Genomic DNA, 14,883 nt, shown 5'->3' on the forward strand with positions numbered 1-14,883 from the left:
CACACATCTTATCTAAAATGCGTACAAAATGCAGCACAGTTAAAAACGATAACAAAAAAGCCCGATAAAATCGAGCTTTTCAGGATGGACCTGAGGGGAATCGAACCCCTGTCCGAAAGCCTATTCATCAAGGCATCTCCCATCACAGTCATTATTTTAACGTTCCCTCAACGGTGCACCTAATGACAGGTTCACAGCCTCAGTAGCTTCATAAGTTCTTCTGCCGCCGCAAAGCTTTGGCCACAGAGTGCCTCACAGGATTTGATGCCGGTTGGGGAAGCTGTGAGCAACCTCCTGCCGACAAGCAGCCCTTAGGCTGCTAACGCGTAATTATCTTCTGCGTTTATATTTAGTTTCCGGTTTACTGTGCGGTCCCGGCCCGCAGATGGCTTCCCTGACTGCAAAACCCCCGTCGAAACCAGTACAAGCCCTGGTTTGTTTGAAGATAATCTTACAGTGCAGTTTATTTTACACCTGAAATTCATTTTTGTAAAGTGTCTTTTTTAAATTTTCACTTTTTATTTTTCTTTGCATCTTTTTATCTCTGTGCGTTTTCCATCTTTACAGATTACGCACCTTAAATTCACGCTCTGCTTCTCTTCGCATATCTTTCTTTGCGATATCCTGTCGTTTGTCGTACAGTTTTTTACCTTTTGCAAGACCGATAGAGACTTTTACCAGACTGCCTTTAAAATATACTTTCAGGGGAACCAGTGTGTATCCTTTTTCTGCGATCTTTCCTTCGATCTTATTGATCTCATAGCGATGCATCAGCAGTTTTTTTACACGCATCGGATCTTTATTAAAAATATTTCCCTTTTCATATGGGCTGATGTGCATACCATAAATAAACACTTCGCCGTTTTCAATACGGACAAAGGATTCTTTTACGCTGCATTTTCCCATTCGCAGGGATTTAACCTCTGTTCCGTGAAGAGAAATCCCTGCCTCATACGTGTCTTCGATAAAATAATCATGATATGCTTTTTTGTTGTTTGCAATCAGTTTTATGGATTCTGCTCCCATATCTTTCCTCCCGTCTCTGACTTATTCCCAAATAGCTGCAGGCACAAAATCAATTGTTGCATTTTCTTTATCAGCATCAAGCACACGTACACGGATACTCTGACCGAGTTTGTAAACCTTTCCAAGATCTGAGCCGACCATCTCATGGGTATTTTCATTATAATAATACCTGTCATCGTAAAGATTTGCAACATGTATCAGTCCCTCGATGGTATTTGGAAGTTCTACATACATGCCCCAGGATGTAATACTTGAGATTACGCCTTCATATTCTTCACCGATATGCTGCTGCATGTATTCTGCTTTTTTCATTTTATCGGTATCACGCTCTGCCTCATCTGCCCTTCGCTCCGTCTTACTGGAATGTTCTGCCACTTCCGGCAGGATCTCCTGATAATGTGCGATCCGCTCTGCATTTAATCTGCCACGCAGATTTTCCTTGATGATCCGGTGAATCTGCAGATCCGGATACCGACGGATCGGAGAAGTGAAATGCGTGTAATACTTCGCTGCCAGTCCGAAATGTCCGGTACATTCTGTCGAATACCTCGCCTGTTTCATGGAACGCAGGGTCAAACGACTGATCAGTGCCTCTTCCGGTGAATCTGCAACTCTTGAGAGGAGTTTCTGCAGTTCTTTTGGATGGACTTCGTCTTGGACACCTTTCAGTCCATATCCGAAATTGCGGATAAATTCTGCAAGTGCCTGGATTTTTTCCGGATCCGGTGTATCGTGGACACGGTATAAAAACGGAATTTCCTGCCAGAAATATTCGGATGCTACCGTCTCATTTGCAAGCAGCATAAAATCTTCGATAATCTTTGTCGCTGTATTTGCCTCGTATGGTCTGATATCAACCGGTTTTCCTTTTTTATCCAGGATAATCTTTGCTTCCGGAAAATCAAAGTCGATCGAACCGCGTGCATGGCGGTTTTTGCGAAGCAGTTCTGACAGTTCTCTCATCTTTTCAAACATCGGGACAAATTCCTGATATTTTTCGATTTCTTCTGCGTCCTGATCCTCCAGAATCTTCTTCACGCTGGTGTAGGTCATTCGCTGATCCACACAGATCACCGTCTCCGCAATCCGGCTGCCGATCACTTTGCCCTTCTCATCGATGTCCATCAGGCAGCTCAGTGCCAGCCGGTCGCATCCTGCATTTAAAGAACAGATGCCATTTGAGAGCCTTCTCGGAAGCATCGGGATCACCCGATCCACAAGATACACACTTGTTCCGCGTTTCTTTGCCTCCCAGTCCAGTGCACTGTTCTCCTGCACATAATTTGTGACATCTGCGATATGCACGCCCAAATGCCAGATATTTCCATCCTTTTCCAGTGATACAGCATCATCCAGATCCTTGGCATCTTCACCATCGATCGTGACCATCGGTACCTTTCTAAGATCCAGTCTGCCCTGCATATCTGCCTCACTGACCTCACCTTTCACTCGTTCTGCCTGATTGAGCACCTTTTCCGGAAATTCAAACGGAAGATCTTTTGCATAAACAATAGAAAGTACATCCGTCCCCGGATCACTGATATGGCCGATGATCTTTGTGATCCTGCCCTCCGGCTTTTTCTTGCTGCTGCCGTAAGAAGTAATCTCTGCGATCACCTTATGGCCGTTTACCGCACCTTTGGCACACTCCTGCGGGATAAAAATATCCTGAAGGATTTTCTGGTTGTCCGGAATCACAAAGCCAAAATGTTTGCTCTGTTCATAGATGCCAACCACTTCCGTGACCGTATGGGAGATGACCTGTGTGATGCGTCCTTCCTGACGTTTCCCGGTCGTCCCGGAGATCAGAGTCGCCTGAACCACATCTCCGTAAAAAGCATTGCCGATGTTTTCTTCTGAAACATAAATATCATCATCTCTGCCTTCCACTTCAATAAAGCCAAAGCCTTTCGGATGTGTCACAAAAGTTCCGGTAACCGTCTTTTCTTTTGCAATTTTATACTTGCCTCTCTTGGAGATTTCAATCTTGCCCTCTGCCAGAAGTTCATTTAAGACCAGCTCCAAATCCGGCCGTTCTTCTTTTGACACCTGGAGGATGATAGCAAGCTCCTTGATCTTCATCGGTACATATATTTTATCGTTCATCAGGTCTAAAAGAACCTTTTTTCTTTTTTCTAACTGTTTGCTGTCCATGTTACCCTCCTTGTTTGTCATGTGGGGAATCGGTTGCTGCTTTTTCTGACCGGCAACACTAAAAAACACCCTTGCAGTTACCAACCACAAGAGTGTTTTAACGTGTCATGCGTTCAAAAGAACCTGCCTTTGACAATTCTGCAGGTTTCCTAGAAATTCAGATTCAGAACTATGGAAATTACGATAAATGCAATCGCAAGAAACTTTGTGGATTTCACAAGTGCTCCTTCCATAGAACGGCCTTTGTTCTTTCCCCAGTAAGTATCTGCTGCACCTGCAATAGCTCCCAGCCCTGCGGACTTTCCTTCCTGCATCAATACGATAACGGTCAGTGCGATACAATCCAAAATAAAGAGTATATTGATAACTGTTCTCAAGATTTCCACATTAACACCTCCTATACCAAACAAAAACAGTTTAGCATAGTTTGTATTTCTTTGTCAACTTAAATATGCTCTTCGATACGCAATAATTGGTTATATTTTGCAATTCTTTCACTGCGGCACGGAGCTCCTGTTTTGATCTGTCCGGCTCCTGTGGCAACTGCGATATCTGCAATCATCGTATCCTCTGTTTCACCGGAACGATGCGAGATGATCGTGGCATATCCACTCCGTTTTGCAAGCTCAATCGCTTCAAAAGCTTCTGTCAGCGTACCAATCTGGTTTACTTTAACCAGAATTGCATTGGCAGCTCCCAGTTTGATTCCTTTTTTCAGTCGTTTGGGATTTGTCACAAACAGATCATCTCCTACCAGCTGAACTTTTTCTCCCAGTTCTTCCGTCAGGTGTTTCCATCCGATCCAGTCATCTTCAAACAATCCGTCCTCGATGGAAAAAATCGGATATTTTTCAGTCAGTCTCTTATAATATGCGATCATCTCTTCTGTGGTGCGTTCTTTTCCTTCTCCTTCAAACCGGTAAATTCCCTGTCTTTCATCGTAAAGTTCACTAGCTGCCGCATCCAGTGCGATCATAATATCTTTTTTCATCTGATAACCGCTCTTCTCGACCGCTTCCACAATGACATCCAGAACTTCTTCTGAATTTTTCAGGTTCGGGGCAAATCCGCCCTCGTCTCCAACTCCGGTTGATAACCCCCGGACATCCAGAATCTTTTTCAGTGTGTGGTAAATCTCTGCACACATCTGAAGTCCTTTTGAAAAATTCTCTGCCCCAAACGGCATGATCATAAATTCCTGGAGATCGACGGTATTGGATGCATGGCGTCCTCCGTTTAAAATATTCATCATTGGCACCGGCATCTGATGGGCAAACGTTCCGCCAAGATACTGATACAGCGGCAGATGCAGTGCCTTTGCCGCCGTCTGAGCTACTGCCATTGATATGCCAAGAATTGCATTTGCCCCCAGATTTTCTTTGTTCTCTGTTCCATCTATATGACAGAGTTTTTCATCAATTTTCCGCTGTTCCAGTACATTATCACCAATCACACAGTCTGCCAGGATCGTGTTGACATGTTCTGCGGCACGCCGCACGCCAAGTCCATTGTAACGTCTTTCCTGATCACGGAGTTCTACCGCCTCAAACTGCCCGGTCGAAGCTCCGGACGGCACAGCCGCTCTCCCAACAATATCTCCCTCAGCCAGTACTTCCACTTCTATCGTAGGATTCCCTCTGGAATCCAGAATTTCCCTTGCGTACACATCTTTGATTGCAATGAATTTCTGCATAAAAAAGACACACCTCCTTGTGGATAGTGTGTCCTTTTTGTTTTTCTTTATACATCGCTTTGCATATACAAAGACTGATCTTCAGAAATTATTTGCGTACCAACAGAGATTTTCCTGTCATTTCAGCCGGCTGCTGCATACCCATCATCTCGATCAGAGTCGGAGCGATGTCTGCCAGGCATCCGCCTTCACGCAGTGTATAGTTCTCGTCATAATTTACCAGAATGAACGGAACCGGGTTGGTTGTATGTGCGGTAAACGGTGCACCTGTTTCGTAGTCGATCAGCTGCTCTGCATTTCCGTGATCCGCACAGATAAACATCTGTCCGCCAACTTCTTTCAGAGCTTCTACGGTCTTGCCTACACACTCATCAACAGCTTCCACTGCTGCGATCGCTGCTGCCTGGATACCGGTATGTCCTACCATATCCGGGTTTGCGAAGTTGATGATGATCACATCGTATTTTTCAGAACGGATAGCTTCGGTCAGCTTGTCGCATACTTCATATGCACTCATCTCCGGTTTCAGATCGTAAGTAGCTACTTTCGGGGATTTTACCAGGATGCGGTCTTCGCCTTTGTTCGGTTCTTCTACTCCGCCGTTGAAGAAGAAGGTAACGTGTGCATATTTCTCTGTTTCGGCGATTCTTGCCTGTGTCATGTTATGTGCTGCCAGGAATTCACCGAAGGTATTTGTGATAGAAACTTTGTGGAATGCTACTTCTTTATTCGGAATCGTCTCATCGTACTCTGTGAAGCATACATAAGTCAGATCCAGTCTCTTTTCTCTTGCGAATCCGTCAAACTCATCTGCACAGAATGCACGGGTGATCTCTCTTGCACGGTCCGGACGGAAATTGAAGAAGATTACGGAATCTTTGTCTTTGATTGTTGCAACCGGTGCTCCGTCTTTCTTAACAACAGCCGGAACTACGAACTCATCGTTCTTTCCGTTGTCGTAAGAATTCTGTACTGCACAGATGCCGCATGCTGCTTCTGCACCTTCGCCTTTTACCATAGCATTGTAAGCCAGCTCTACACGATCCCAGCGGTTGTCACGATCCATTGCATAGTAACGTCCCATAACAGTTGCAACCTGTCCGACGCCGATCTCTTTCATTTTATCAACGAGCTGTTCTACATAGCCTTTGCCTGATGCAGGCGGTGTGTCACGTCCGTCCAGGAAGCAATGTACATAAACATTTTCCAGACCTTCTCTTTTTGCCAGCTCAAGCAGTGCGTACAGGTGTGTATTGTGGCTGTGTACACCGCCGTCAGAGAGCAGACCGAACAGATGCAGGGCACTTCCGTTTTCTTTTGCACTCTTTACTGCATGCAGCAGTGCTTCGTTTTTGAAGAAATCTCCATCCTGGATTTCTTTTGTGATTCTGGTCAGTTCCTGGTATACGATACGTCCGGCACCCATGTTCAGATGTCCGACTTCAGAGTTACCCATCTGTCCATCCGGCAGACCTACTGCCAGACCACTTGCATTGCCTTTTACGAAAGGACACTCAGCCATCAGCTTGTCCATAACCGGAGTTTTCGCCTGTGCTACTGCGTTGCCTTCTACCTTATCATTCAGTCCATATCCATCAAGAATCATCAAAACGGTTGGCTTTTTGCTCATTTTTCCATTTCTCCTTTATATTATAATGATGATGCCGGAGCTTAAAAACCCCGGATTCTTTAACCATATTTGCTTCGCATTTATTCTACATGATTTTCAGGTAGCCGTCAATTCTTAAATCAACGATAACCTGACCTCAGTTTTGTTATTTTCTGCAAAAAAATAACAAAAAAACCTCTGGTATGGCAGTACCAGAGATTTTCTGTGTTTTAATGAATCTTTATTTTCCCATTTTATCGCCCGAACAGCATTATAGCATATAACATTTTAATTTTCAATATTACATTTTAATTTTTATTATTTAGTCATCTTTTCTGACTGCTTTCATTCGTCCACATCCTCTTCTCAGATCAGAAAATCACCATCGCTTTGCTCTCTCTGCAAAACTACATTAATTTTCACCTCTTCTGTTTCTTCATCTTGCTATTAATCTGATAAGCTTAAGTGATTATGTGAAAATCCTCTCAGTAACTTATCATAAATAAATCCAGAACAAAGCCTCCACACAACCTGAGAGAAAAGCAGTATAAGTATTATCATAATCACATATGCAAGCGTCTCTCCTACTACATACATCAACAAGTATGCAATTGACGCTGGAATCACCATTGATATAGACATATTGATCGCAGAATATATAACTTGCAATAAAAATCCCCACATCGTTGGCAACGCAAATATAAAAATTATTACACCATAAAACATATCCGACAAACTCAGGCTCTGAAAAATTATGCTGATCACATAGCAAAGTAAATTGAACACATATAATACAATGTTCTCTATACATAACATATCAACACACATCGCAAAAGTCCCCTCTTCTTCGTGCCAGTATGCATGAATTTTCTCTAACAAATATGTAATCACAATATAACCGAAACAAGCAAATTCTACTGCAAATACAATTACAAAACTACTGTTATTTGCCGCTTCTATTATACCTGCCACGTATCCATACATTTCAATCATGGATGCCATAGTTGGAACAAGTATACCTATGATTCTTTCCATAACTGGCATTGGAATAGACATATCTTCACTCTCTTGCATAAGTGACCACATATCAACCACCTGCAACGGATTATAAAAATGCCTAGCAATAACTACTATCAGCAAACCTACCAGTAAATACGGAGTATATTCACTTATTTTCACCTTCATATCCAGACTCCTCTCTGTTCATCCAAAAGTTCTTTACTGTATCATTAGCCCGTTACACTATTTTACTTTCACCTTGCAGACTGCTTTCTTTTTACCTGAAATCACTGTGATTTTTGCTGTTCCTTTTTTCTTTGCTTTAATCTTTCCATTTTTACTTACAGTAGCAATCTTTTTATTAGAGGTCTTGTAAGAAATTTTATCCTGACTGTCTTTTGGTGTTATAGTGACTTTCAATTTGAAACTCTTGCCTTTCTTTAAAGTCAGTTTCTTACGGTTAAGTGTGATCTTCCGAGTAGTCTTTGCTATTGTTTGCTGAAAGTTACTGTTTGTTTCCGTTTCATTCTTTTTACTGTTGCTATCTGCCATTTCTCCTTTATTATGGTCAGTTTCCTGATTATCTTTATTTGCCCCATTGTCGCTTTTATCGGTTTCCTCTGTATTGTTTTTGTTATCATCTTTAGAGATTACGTTTATTACAATACTTTCTGTCTGCGGCTCATAATTTTCATTTCCATATGCCGTAATCTGGATTACTGCTCTGCCAGTATTTTTAGCATTAATCGATCCTGTACTGCTGACAGATGCAACATTTGTATTGTCAGATAAATATTGTATCTGTCCTATCCCTTCCGCTGATATCTGCAACGTCTCTCCAATTTCTATAGTATTTTTTGCAAGATTTATCCTTATATTCTGCTTTGCTTTATTGATAACAAATCTTTCTGTTGCCGTCCCTTTATATTTTCCAACACCAGTAATCTTAACGTGTGCTATTCCTGCATTTATATTATTTTCATAAACCACATTGTACGCTTCTTCTTCAAGAATTTTTGTTCCATATTTCAGTAATACCATCGGTCGCTTCTCTGCTCCGTCATAAACAAAATCTGACTGCCACAATGTAACATTATATTTTGAAATATCCGGCTGCCATCCTGTCCAGTTAAGATTTCCTCCATAATTCTTTTTCGTTTCTGTGTTCCAACTGTTATTATCCTCCGGGTAATATACATTTGCTGTAACACATTGCATTCCATCATCTGGAATTTCCGGTGCTTTTCCATAAAAATAAATATTCTTTAAATGTTCATTTTGATTTGTTGTATAGAATGTATAATTTGGTATACTGACCACTGTATCCGGAATCATTACTTCCGTTTTTCCTAATGGGCAATATAAAAGTTCTGTCTTATTTGCATTATAAATACATCCATCATATGATTTATACACTTGGTTTGCCGGATTCACTGTAATACTCTTTAAATTCTCACATTCATTAAATGCACTAAAATTATTTAGTTTTCCACCAACTCCAAGCACAATGTTATTTACAGATGCCGGAATGTCAACACTTGTCAGAGACAAACAGTTTCCAAAAGCCTGCGAATAAATATCCTGCACTTTTTGAGGAATGCGAATTGATTTCAGAGATGTGCAGTTATAAAATGCTCCTGCTCCGATATAAGTAATCTCTTCAGGCATATCTACATTAACCAGACTGCTGCATCCCTGAAACGTACCATATGCAATACCTTTCAAACTGCCTGGCAATGAAACACTGGAAAGACTGCTGCAATCTCTAAAACACTCCTGACCTATTGTTTCAATCTTTGCTCTGATGACAGCCGTCTTTAATGATGTGCATCCATAAAAAACATCTGGATCAATCTGTGTTACTGAATCTGGAATTGTAATGGTTTCGATTGCTGTACACCCAAAAAAAGCAGAACGTCCAATTATCTTCAACGACTGTGGGAAAGTAACCTCTTTCAAATTTTTACACCCATCAAATGCATATTCTCCAATTGTCGTAACTCCATTTCTTAATATAACTTTGGAAACACCAGAAGATGTAAATGCTTGCTTTGTAATATTAGCAGTACCCACGGATATTTCTGCAATTTTCGCTGCCATAAACGCTTCACCGTGTACTGTTTCAACACGGTCAGGAATATACATGTATGGACATGCTACCATAAAAAATGCCTCATAACCAATGCTTTTCAAGGTAGATGGCAACGTAATAGATTCCACTTCACCAACCACATTATTATCCGGTTCTGCTCCAGCCCACACAAAAGTTCCATCACCGATTTTGGTAATTCCTTCTTCTACAACAATTCTTTTAATCAAACCATTATAGTCTCTCATCCATGGTACCATTTTGGAGCCAGACCACAGATTGGCACTTATCGGTGTTCTGTAATCATACATTTCCCCTGTCCCACTAATTGTTAAAGTACCTGTAGAATCCAATTTCCACGTTGCATTTTCTCCACATTCTCCAGAGCCAACAATTGTACTGCGTACCTGCTTTTCTGATATATTTTCACTCATCTTCTCGATGTTAATAGCATCTGTATTTTCTTTGGCTACTGTCGGTATCGTCTTAAAAAACATACATACTAAAATCAATGTACAAATATACACTATCATTCTTCTCTTCATTTTAATCAAACTCCTTTTATTCCTTTTGGCAAATATATTCTACTCCATCTCTGTTTTTCACTGTAAGCTCACTATCTCCTGTAATTTCATACGTTCCATAATAATCTGTGGTTATATCCACATCTTTTGAAGAGTCCTTATTAATATATAATTTACCGTTTATTGCTTTATATTTTCCATTTTGCTGCACAAAAACTGCTTTTGTAATAGGAATTCTTAAATCCATTAAGGTATAAGCTATAGAGTATCCCAAAAATTCCTCTTTAGATTCAAAACCCTCAACCATTGCATCTCCTACTCCAATACTCTTGTAATATTCTCTTGCTCCATTTAATGCGGCAGTACTAAAGGCTCCCCATGTGCTATTCCATTGTTCCAGATCCGGTTCTATTGAATACGTACCATCTTGGTTAAATTTAAATGTTACTATAGCTTCCAGCTCATTAAAATCTGCATATTTTTTAATGGCATCAATCATTGCCATATTATTGCTTTTGGTATCCTCATCCTTTGAAAGTTCATCTGTAACTATTTTTTCACACTCCAGATCTGCTTTCCAATTTCCCTCCAATATCTTTGAATCATTTTTCTTTTTTAAACCACAGCCTCCTATGCTCAACATCATCGAAGCTACTAATATTACACTTACTAAACTTTTTTTCATCTTATTTCATCCTTATCTACCATAATTATTTATTTTTCTCTTTTTTTCAAAGACAATAATCGCTATAACTAAGCTTATAATTTGTGACGTTGACAAAAATCCTATTTTTCCTCTGTTTACATCATATCTAAAAAATTCCAATACAAATCTCAGCAAACTATATAGCCATAAATATTCATATAAACCTTTTTTAGATCCCAGCTTGTCTGAACATCGATAAATATACGCTGCTATTATAAATTCAAAAAACGCCTCAATAATCTGTACCGGAAACAATGCTATATCCGGTGGTGCCATCGAACCTTCTGGAAAGTAAACCGCCCCATATCCTGTATATGGAATTCCATAACAACATCCTGCCTCAAAACATCCGATTCTCCCAAATGCATGAATAAATGGAATTAAAAATATATAATGCTCTATATACTTTTCCGCTTCAATTTTATGAATTTTTTCAGGTAGGAATATAAAAATCAATCCTCCATAAAATACAAATCCGCCTTGCATAAGAGTATTGAAATATTTAATATTAAAGATATTTTCCCAGTCAATATCTCTATAGCTAACCAACAAGTACAGACATTTTGCTCCCAGAAACGCCCCTGCCATCGTATATGCTTCTACAATCAAAAAATCTTCTATGCAGTCTTTTTTATATTTTCGTTTCATACATATAATGGCTATTAAATTCGCCAAAATCACACCTATCGTGATGAGCAGACCATATGTAGGTATCCTATGTCCATATATTTCTACATATATATGCATATCTGTTCTCCTTGATATAATAAAGGCTCCTGCAAAATGCAGAAGCCGCTTTTTATCAGCTAAACAATGCTGCTGAACCGCCTACACATGCTACGCATGCTGCATACATGATAAGGCATAATGCCAGACCAACAATAGACAGAACCAATCCTGCCGTAGCTATCCCTTTACTTTCTGGTTTTTTCATTCCAAGTGCTCCCATTACAACTCCTATAATTGCCATGATTGCTCCTAACCATCCAAGTACACCACTACTGAAGATACCTATCAATACAGCTAAAATTCCCAGTACTAATGATGCAACGCCCATTTTTTCTTCCTCCTTATGTTTTTCATTTTTCGACTTTTAGTCGTATTTTCATTATATAGTCGATTATTTCGCGTGTCAAGTCGAATTCTTTCAATTTTTCAAATATAATCCAATTCATTCTGTTATTTCATGTTTATCTTTAGCAAAAAATCTGGTTTCCTTAATTTCAAGAAAACCAGACTCTTTTTATACTAATATTTATTTTCGTTACTTTTCTACACTATTATACTCGCAGATCCAGATATGTATCGATAATATATCTTACATTACTGTCTCCTCTTCCATATTCACTGATTAATGTCGATTTTAAACGATCGCCTCTTTGTTTATGACGGCGTTTAGCATCTGTATCATTTGCCGCACAAAAATCTCTGTAAATATCTTCCGCCATCTCTTTATACTCCCAATATTCAGCTGATCCATCTTTTAATTCTACACCCATTTGTTCTTCCTCCTTATATTTTTGTTTTTCGATTTATAATCGTGTATTCATTTTACAATCGTTTTAAGAATATGTCAAGTCGAATATCCATTTTTTAATTCGTTTATCAATTTACTTTTTTGCATATGATGAAATCAAAAAGCAAAGGAGTTTACTATGACTTTAGATTACACTGAAATAGGAAAACGTATTGCACGACGACGAAAAGAATTAGGATTAAAGCAATCCGAAGTAGAAGAAAAAGCAGACCTCGGTTACAAGTATCTCTCTAACATCGAACGCAGCATTTCTATTCCTTCCGTCGAGGTTATCATGCGTCTTGCTGTGGCTCTGGATACGACTCCGGATGAATTTCTGATTGGTACTCTTTCACATGACAATCAAGAATGGAAAAATATTTCTGAAATGCTGCGTCCTATGAATGCCAAGCAATTGTCCCTTGCCAAAAGTTTTCTGACCTGGCTCTCTAATCAGTCTCTGTAAGGCTGCTTATAGTCCATATCCATTATCTTTTTCTATACATTTTTGCATAAAAATTGCCCGGAACCAGCCGGGCAACCTTTTCATTTCACTATTTATTTTACAGTTATCATTCTATTTTCATATCGTTTCCACTATGATTAATGCAAAAACTTCTGAAATTTCTTTCAATCTCCCTACTCTCCGTACACGCGGATCACAGATGACACTTTTTTCACTGCTGTCATCTCTTCAAAGGCTTTCAGGGAATCTTTTACGTGGCGTTCTTTTACTTTTTCGGTGATGACTACGATCTCCGCCAGCTCTCCAATCTTCTTTTTCTGGATGATCTGCTCGATGCTGACTTTGCGGTCGCCGAACACGGCGGTTACGGCTGCCAGGACACCCGGCTCGTTTTCTACCAGCATACGCAGGAAGTATTTGGAACAGATGTCATCCATCGCTTTGATCGGCAGCTGTTTGTAGCAGGTGCAGCTGATCCTGCCGCAGCACTCATATTGGAGGTTTCTGGCAATATCAAAGATATCTCCGACCACCGCACTTGCCGTTGGCAGTTCTCCGGCTCCGCGGCCGTAGAACATGGCATCATCCACGGCATCACCATGTACAAAAACGGCGTTGAAAGAATCATTGACGGATGCCAGTGGATGTCTTTCCGGGATCAGCATCGGATGGACACGTACTTCGATTCCTTCCGGTGTGTTGCGTGCCACGCCGAGAAGTTTGATCACGCTGCCGATTTCTTTTGCATAACGGATATCGGATGCGGTGATCTTTGTGATTCCTTCGGTATAAACATCGTCAAAGGTCACACGAGAATTGAAAGCAATCGATGCCATGATTGCCACTTTTCGTCCGGCATCCAGCCCTTCAATGTCAGCAGTAGGATCGGCCTCTGCGTAGCCAAGCTCTGTCGCCAGTGCCAGTGCTTCTTCAAATTCCATGCCATCCTGTGCCATTTTTGTCAGGATAAAGTTTGTGGTTCCGTTGACAATTCCCATGATCTCGCTCAAATGGTTTCCGGCAAGGCACTGTTTGAGCGGTCGGATGATCGGGATCGCACCGGCAACCGCTGCTTCAAACAGCAGATCACATCCGCTTTTCTTCGCCTGATCCATCAGTTCCTTTCCATCGGCTGCGATCAGGTCTTTGTTTGCCGTCACGACCTGTTTTCCTGCCTGCATTGCTTCCATGATATACGTTCTTGCCGGCTCCATGCCGCCCATTACTTCGATCACAATCTGGATCTTGTCATCGTTTACGATCTCCTGCCAGTTGTTCGTCAGCACAGAGGCATCCTCGATTTTCCCGGCTGCTTTTTCCAGATTTCGCACCAGGATTTTCTTGATCTTGATCTCGGTACCGATCTTATGCTGCATTTCTTCTTTCTGCATCTGCAATACTTTATATACGCCGAGTCCGACGGTTCCAAGTCCTAAAAGTGCCACCTGGATTTCTTTGTATTCTTTCATTATGATTTGCACCTCTCTGCTTTGTGTTTTGTTTTTCTTCCAGTTTCCTGTTTCACTAAATGTTGCCTGTTTTCTGAATCTTTTTTCTTTCTGCTTATACATTTTTATATTGCATTATTTTGTTTGCTTTTTATTGTTTTGACATTCTCATATTGCTAATTATATTTGCTTCTTGTATTGTACGTTTGTCTGATATATGCTAAACTGTCATTAGTCAGATTGAAAGCATATGTAGGAATAGTCTATGATTGCCCTCCCGGAAACAGAAAGGAGGAATTTGTATGAATACTTTGGAAGTATTGACGCTTGTGTTTATAATTTTCACAGCACTTACATACATAGATAATCACAAAAAATAAAAGCGGCTATTTCCTATACCACCAGGAAATAGCCATGTTTATAGCATACTATAAGTTTCCGGGGCAACTCGGACATCGCCAATCCTTCGTTGCTTCTGTTCTGATTATAAACTACTCACTCGTATTTTTCAAGTGAAAAAGTTTGAAATGGGGATGTTTCGACATCCCTGTTTTTATATTTTCACTTAAAACAATATTCAAGTCGAACGCACGTGAGACTTGGCACGCGATTCTGGTCAGCTTTGCTGACATTTACCCAACAGAATCGCTGTG

13 protein-coding genes and 1 other RNA gene are annotated in these 14,883 nt (G+C 40.5%); 1 reads left to right on the forward strand and 13 read right to left on the reverse strand.

Annotated elements, in window-relative coordinates:
• Positions 1 to 82 precede the first annotated feature (82 nt).
• The 12 genes from ssrA to LKD42_RS11080 all read right to left on the reverse strand — a co-directional run bounded on the left by ssrA (position 83) and on the right by LKD42_RS11080 (position 12,299).
• Positions 83 to 431: a transfer-messenger RNA gene (ssrA, locus tag LKD42_RS11025) on the reverse strand.
• A gap of 130 nt (positions 432 to 561) precedes the next feature.
• On the reverse strand, positions 562 to 1,026 hold the full coding sequence (gene smpB, locus LKD42_RS11030; protein ID WP_022119464.1) for an SsrA-binding protein SmpB: 465 nt from the start codon (positions 1,024 to 1,026) through the stop codon (positions 562 to 564).
• A gap of 21 nt (positions 1,027 to 1,047) precedes the next feature.
• Positions 1,048 to 3,201 carry a ribonuclease R gene (rnr, locus tag LKD42_RS11035; RefSeq protein WP_248835712.1) on the reverse strand — a complete coding sequence of 718 codons (2,154 nt, stop codon included), beginning with the start codon at positions 3,199 to 3,201 and terminating at the stop codon, positions 1,048 to 1,050.
• 128 nt (positions 3,202 to 3,329) lie between these two features.
• Positions 3,330 to 3,566: a preprotein translocase subunit SecG gene (gene secG, locus LKD42_RS11040; RefSeq protein ID WP_022119467.1), complete on the reverse strand. Its 237-nt coding sequence runs from the start codon at positions 3,564 to 3,566 to the stop codon at positions 3,330 to 3,332.
• Between the two features lie 59 nt (positions 3,567 to 3,625).
• Positions 3,626 to 4,873 carry a phosphopyruvate hydratase gene (gene eno, locus LKD42_RS11045; protein WP_248835713.1) on the reverse strand — a complete coding sequence of 416 codons (1,248 nt, stop codon included), beginning with the start codon at positions 4,871 to 4,873 and terminating at the stop codon, positions 3,626 to 3,628.
• A gap of 88 nt (positions 4,874 to 4,961) precedes the next feature.
• The gene (gpmI, locus tag LKD42_RS11050) at positions 4,962 to 6,503 is read right to left on the reverse strand and encodes a 2,3-bisphosphoglycerate-independent phosphoglycerate mutase (protein ID WP_147631805.1); all 1,542 of its coding nucleotides are present in this window, start codon (positions 6,501 to 6,503) and stop codon (positions 4,962 to 4,964) included.
• A 426-nt stretch (positions 6,504 to 6,929) separates the two neighbouring features.
• Complete coding sequence (locus LKD42_RS11055) at positions 6,930 to 7,667, reverse strand: hypothetical protein (protein ID WP_248835714.1); 738 nt, start codon at positions 7,665 to 7,667, stop codon at positions 6,930 to 6,932.
• Between the two features lie 57 nt (positions 7,668 to 7,724).
• Positions 7,725 to 10,115 (reverse strand): leucine-rich repeat protein, encoded by a 2,391-nt coding sequence (locus LKD42_RS11060; RefSeq protein ID WP_248835715.1) that lies wholly within the window; start codon positions 10,113 to 10,115, stop codon positions 7,725 to 7,727.
• Positions 10,116 to 10,131: 16 nt separating this feature from the next.
• Complete coding sequence (locus tag LKD42_RS11065) at positions 10,132 to 10,779, reverse strand: hypothetical protein (protein ID WP_248835716.1); 648 nt, start codon at positions 10,777 to 10,779, stop codon at positions 10,132 to 10,134.
• A gap of 12 nt (positions 10,780 to 10,791) precedes the next feature.
• The gene (locus tag LKD42_RS11070) at positions 10,792 to 11,547 is read right to left on the reverse strand and encodes a prolipoprotein diacylglyceryl transferase (RefSeq protein WP_248835717.1); all 756 of its coding nucleotides are present in this window, start codon (positions 11,545 to 11,547) and stop codon (positions 10,792 to 10,794) included.
• Between the two features lie 55 nt (positions 11,548 to 11,602).
• Positions 11,603 to 11,857 carry a hypothetical protein gene (locus LKD42_RS11075; RefSeq protein ID WP_173866431.1) on the reverse strand — a complete coding sequence of 85 codons (255 nt, stop codon included), beginning with the start codon at positions 11,855 to 11,857 and terminating at the stop codon, positions 11,603 to 11,605.
• 223 nt (positions 11,858 to 12,080) lie between these two features.
• Complete coding sequence (locus LKD42_RS11080; protein ID WP_173866430.1) at positions 12,081 to 12,299, reverse strand: hypothetical protein; 219 nt, start codon at positions 12,297 to 12,299, stop codon at positions 12,081 to 12,083.
• A gap of 156 nt (positions 12,300 to 12,455) precedes the next feature.
• On the opposite strand from LKD42_RS11080, the gene LKD42_RS11085 reads away from it, so the two are divergent.
• A complete protein-coding gene (locus LKD42_RS11085) occupies positions 12,456 to 12,782 on the forward strand; it encodes a helix-turn-helix domain-containing protein (protein ID WP_173866429.1) in 327 nt (108 codons plus the stop codon).
• A 173-nt stretch (positions 12,783 to 12,955) separates the two neighbouring features.
• Here LKD42_RS11085 and LKD42_RS11090 read toward each other — a convergent pair whose 3' ends face one another.
• Positions 12,956 to 14,251 carry a homoserine dehydrogenase gene (locus LKD42_RS11090; RefSeq protein ID WP_248835718.1) on the reverse strand — a complete coding sequence of 432 codons (1,296 nt, stop codon included), beginning with the start codon at positions 14,249 to 14,251 and terminating at the stop codon, positions 12,956 to 12,958.
• Positions 14,252 to 14,883 lie beyond the last annotated feature (632 nt).

Origin of the sequence: Hominisplanchenecus faecis (assembly GCF_020687205.1) — a bacterium.
GTDB classification, from domain to species: Bacteria; Bacillota; Clostridia; order Lachnospirales; family Lachnospiraceae; genus Hominisplanchenecus; species Hominisplanchenecus faecis.

Coding starts and splice junctions, on each gene's coding strand:
- smpB (WP_022119464.1), bottom strand. CDS start 1,026: ATGGGAGCAGAATCCATAAAACTGATTGCAAACAACAAAAAAGCATAT.
- rnr (WP_248835712.1), bottom strand. CDS start 3,201: ATGACAAACAAGGAGGGTAACATGGACAGCAAACAGTTAGAAAAAAGA.
- eno (WP_248835713.1), bottom strand. CDS start 4,873: ATGCAGAAATTCATTGCAATCAAAGATGTGTACGCAAGGGAAATTCTG.
- gpmI (WP_147631805.1), bottom strand. CDS start 6,503: ATGAGCAAAAAGCCAACCGTTTTGATGATTCTTGATGGATATGGACTG.
- LKD42_RS11055 (WP_248835714.1), bottom strand. CDS start 7,667: ATGAAGGTGAAAATAAGTGAATATACTCCGTATTTACTGGTAGGTTTG.
- LKD42_RS11060 (WP_248835715.1), bottom strand. CDS start 10,115: ATGAAGAGAAGAATGATAGTGTATATTTGTACATTGATTTTAGTATGT.
- LKD42_RS11065 (WP_248835716.1), bottom strand. CDS start 10,779: ATGAAAAAAAGTTTAGTAAGTGTAATATTAGTAGCTTCGATGATGTTG.
- LKD42_RS11070 (WP_248835717.1), bottom strand. CDS start 11,547: ATGCATATATATGTAGAAATATATGGACATAGGATACCTACATATGGT.
- LKD42_RS11075 (WP_173866431.1), bottom strand. CDS start 11,857: ATGGGCGTTGCATCATTAGTACTGGGAATTTTAGCTGTATTGATAGGT.
- LKD42_RS11080 (WP_173866430.1), bottom strand. CDS start 12,299: ATGGGTGTAGAATTAAAAGATGGATCAGCTGAATATTGGGAGTATAAA.
- LKD42_RS11085 (WP_173866429.1), top strand. CDS start 12,456: ATGACTTTAGATTACACTGAAATAGGAAAACGTATTGCACGACGACGA.
- LKD42_RS11090 (WP_248835718.1), bottom strand. CDS start 14,251: ATGAAAGAATACAAAGAAATCCAGGTGGCACTTTTAGGACTTGGAACC.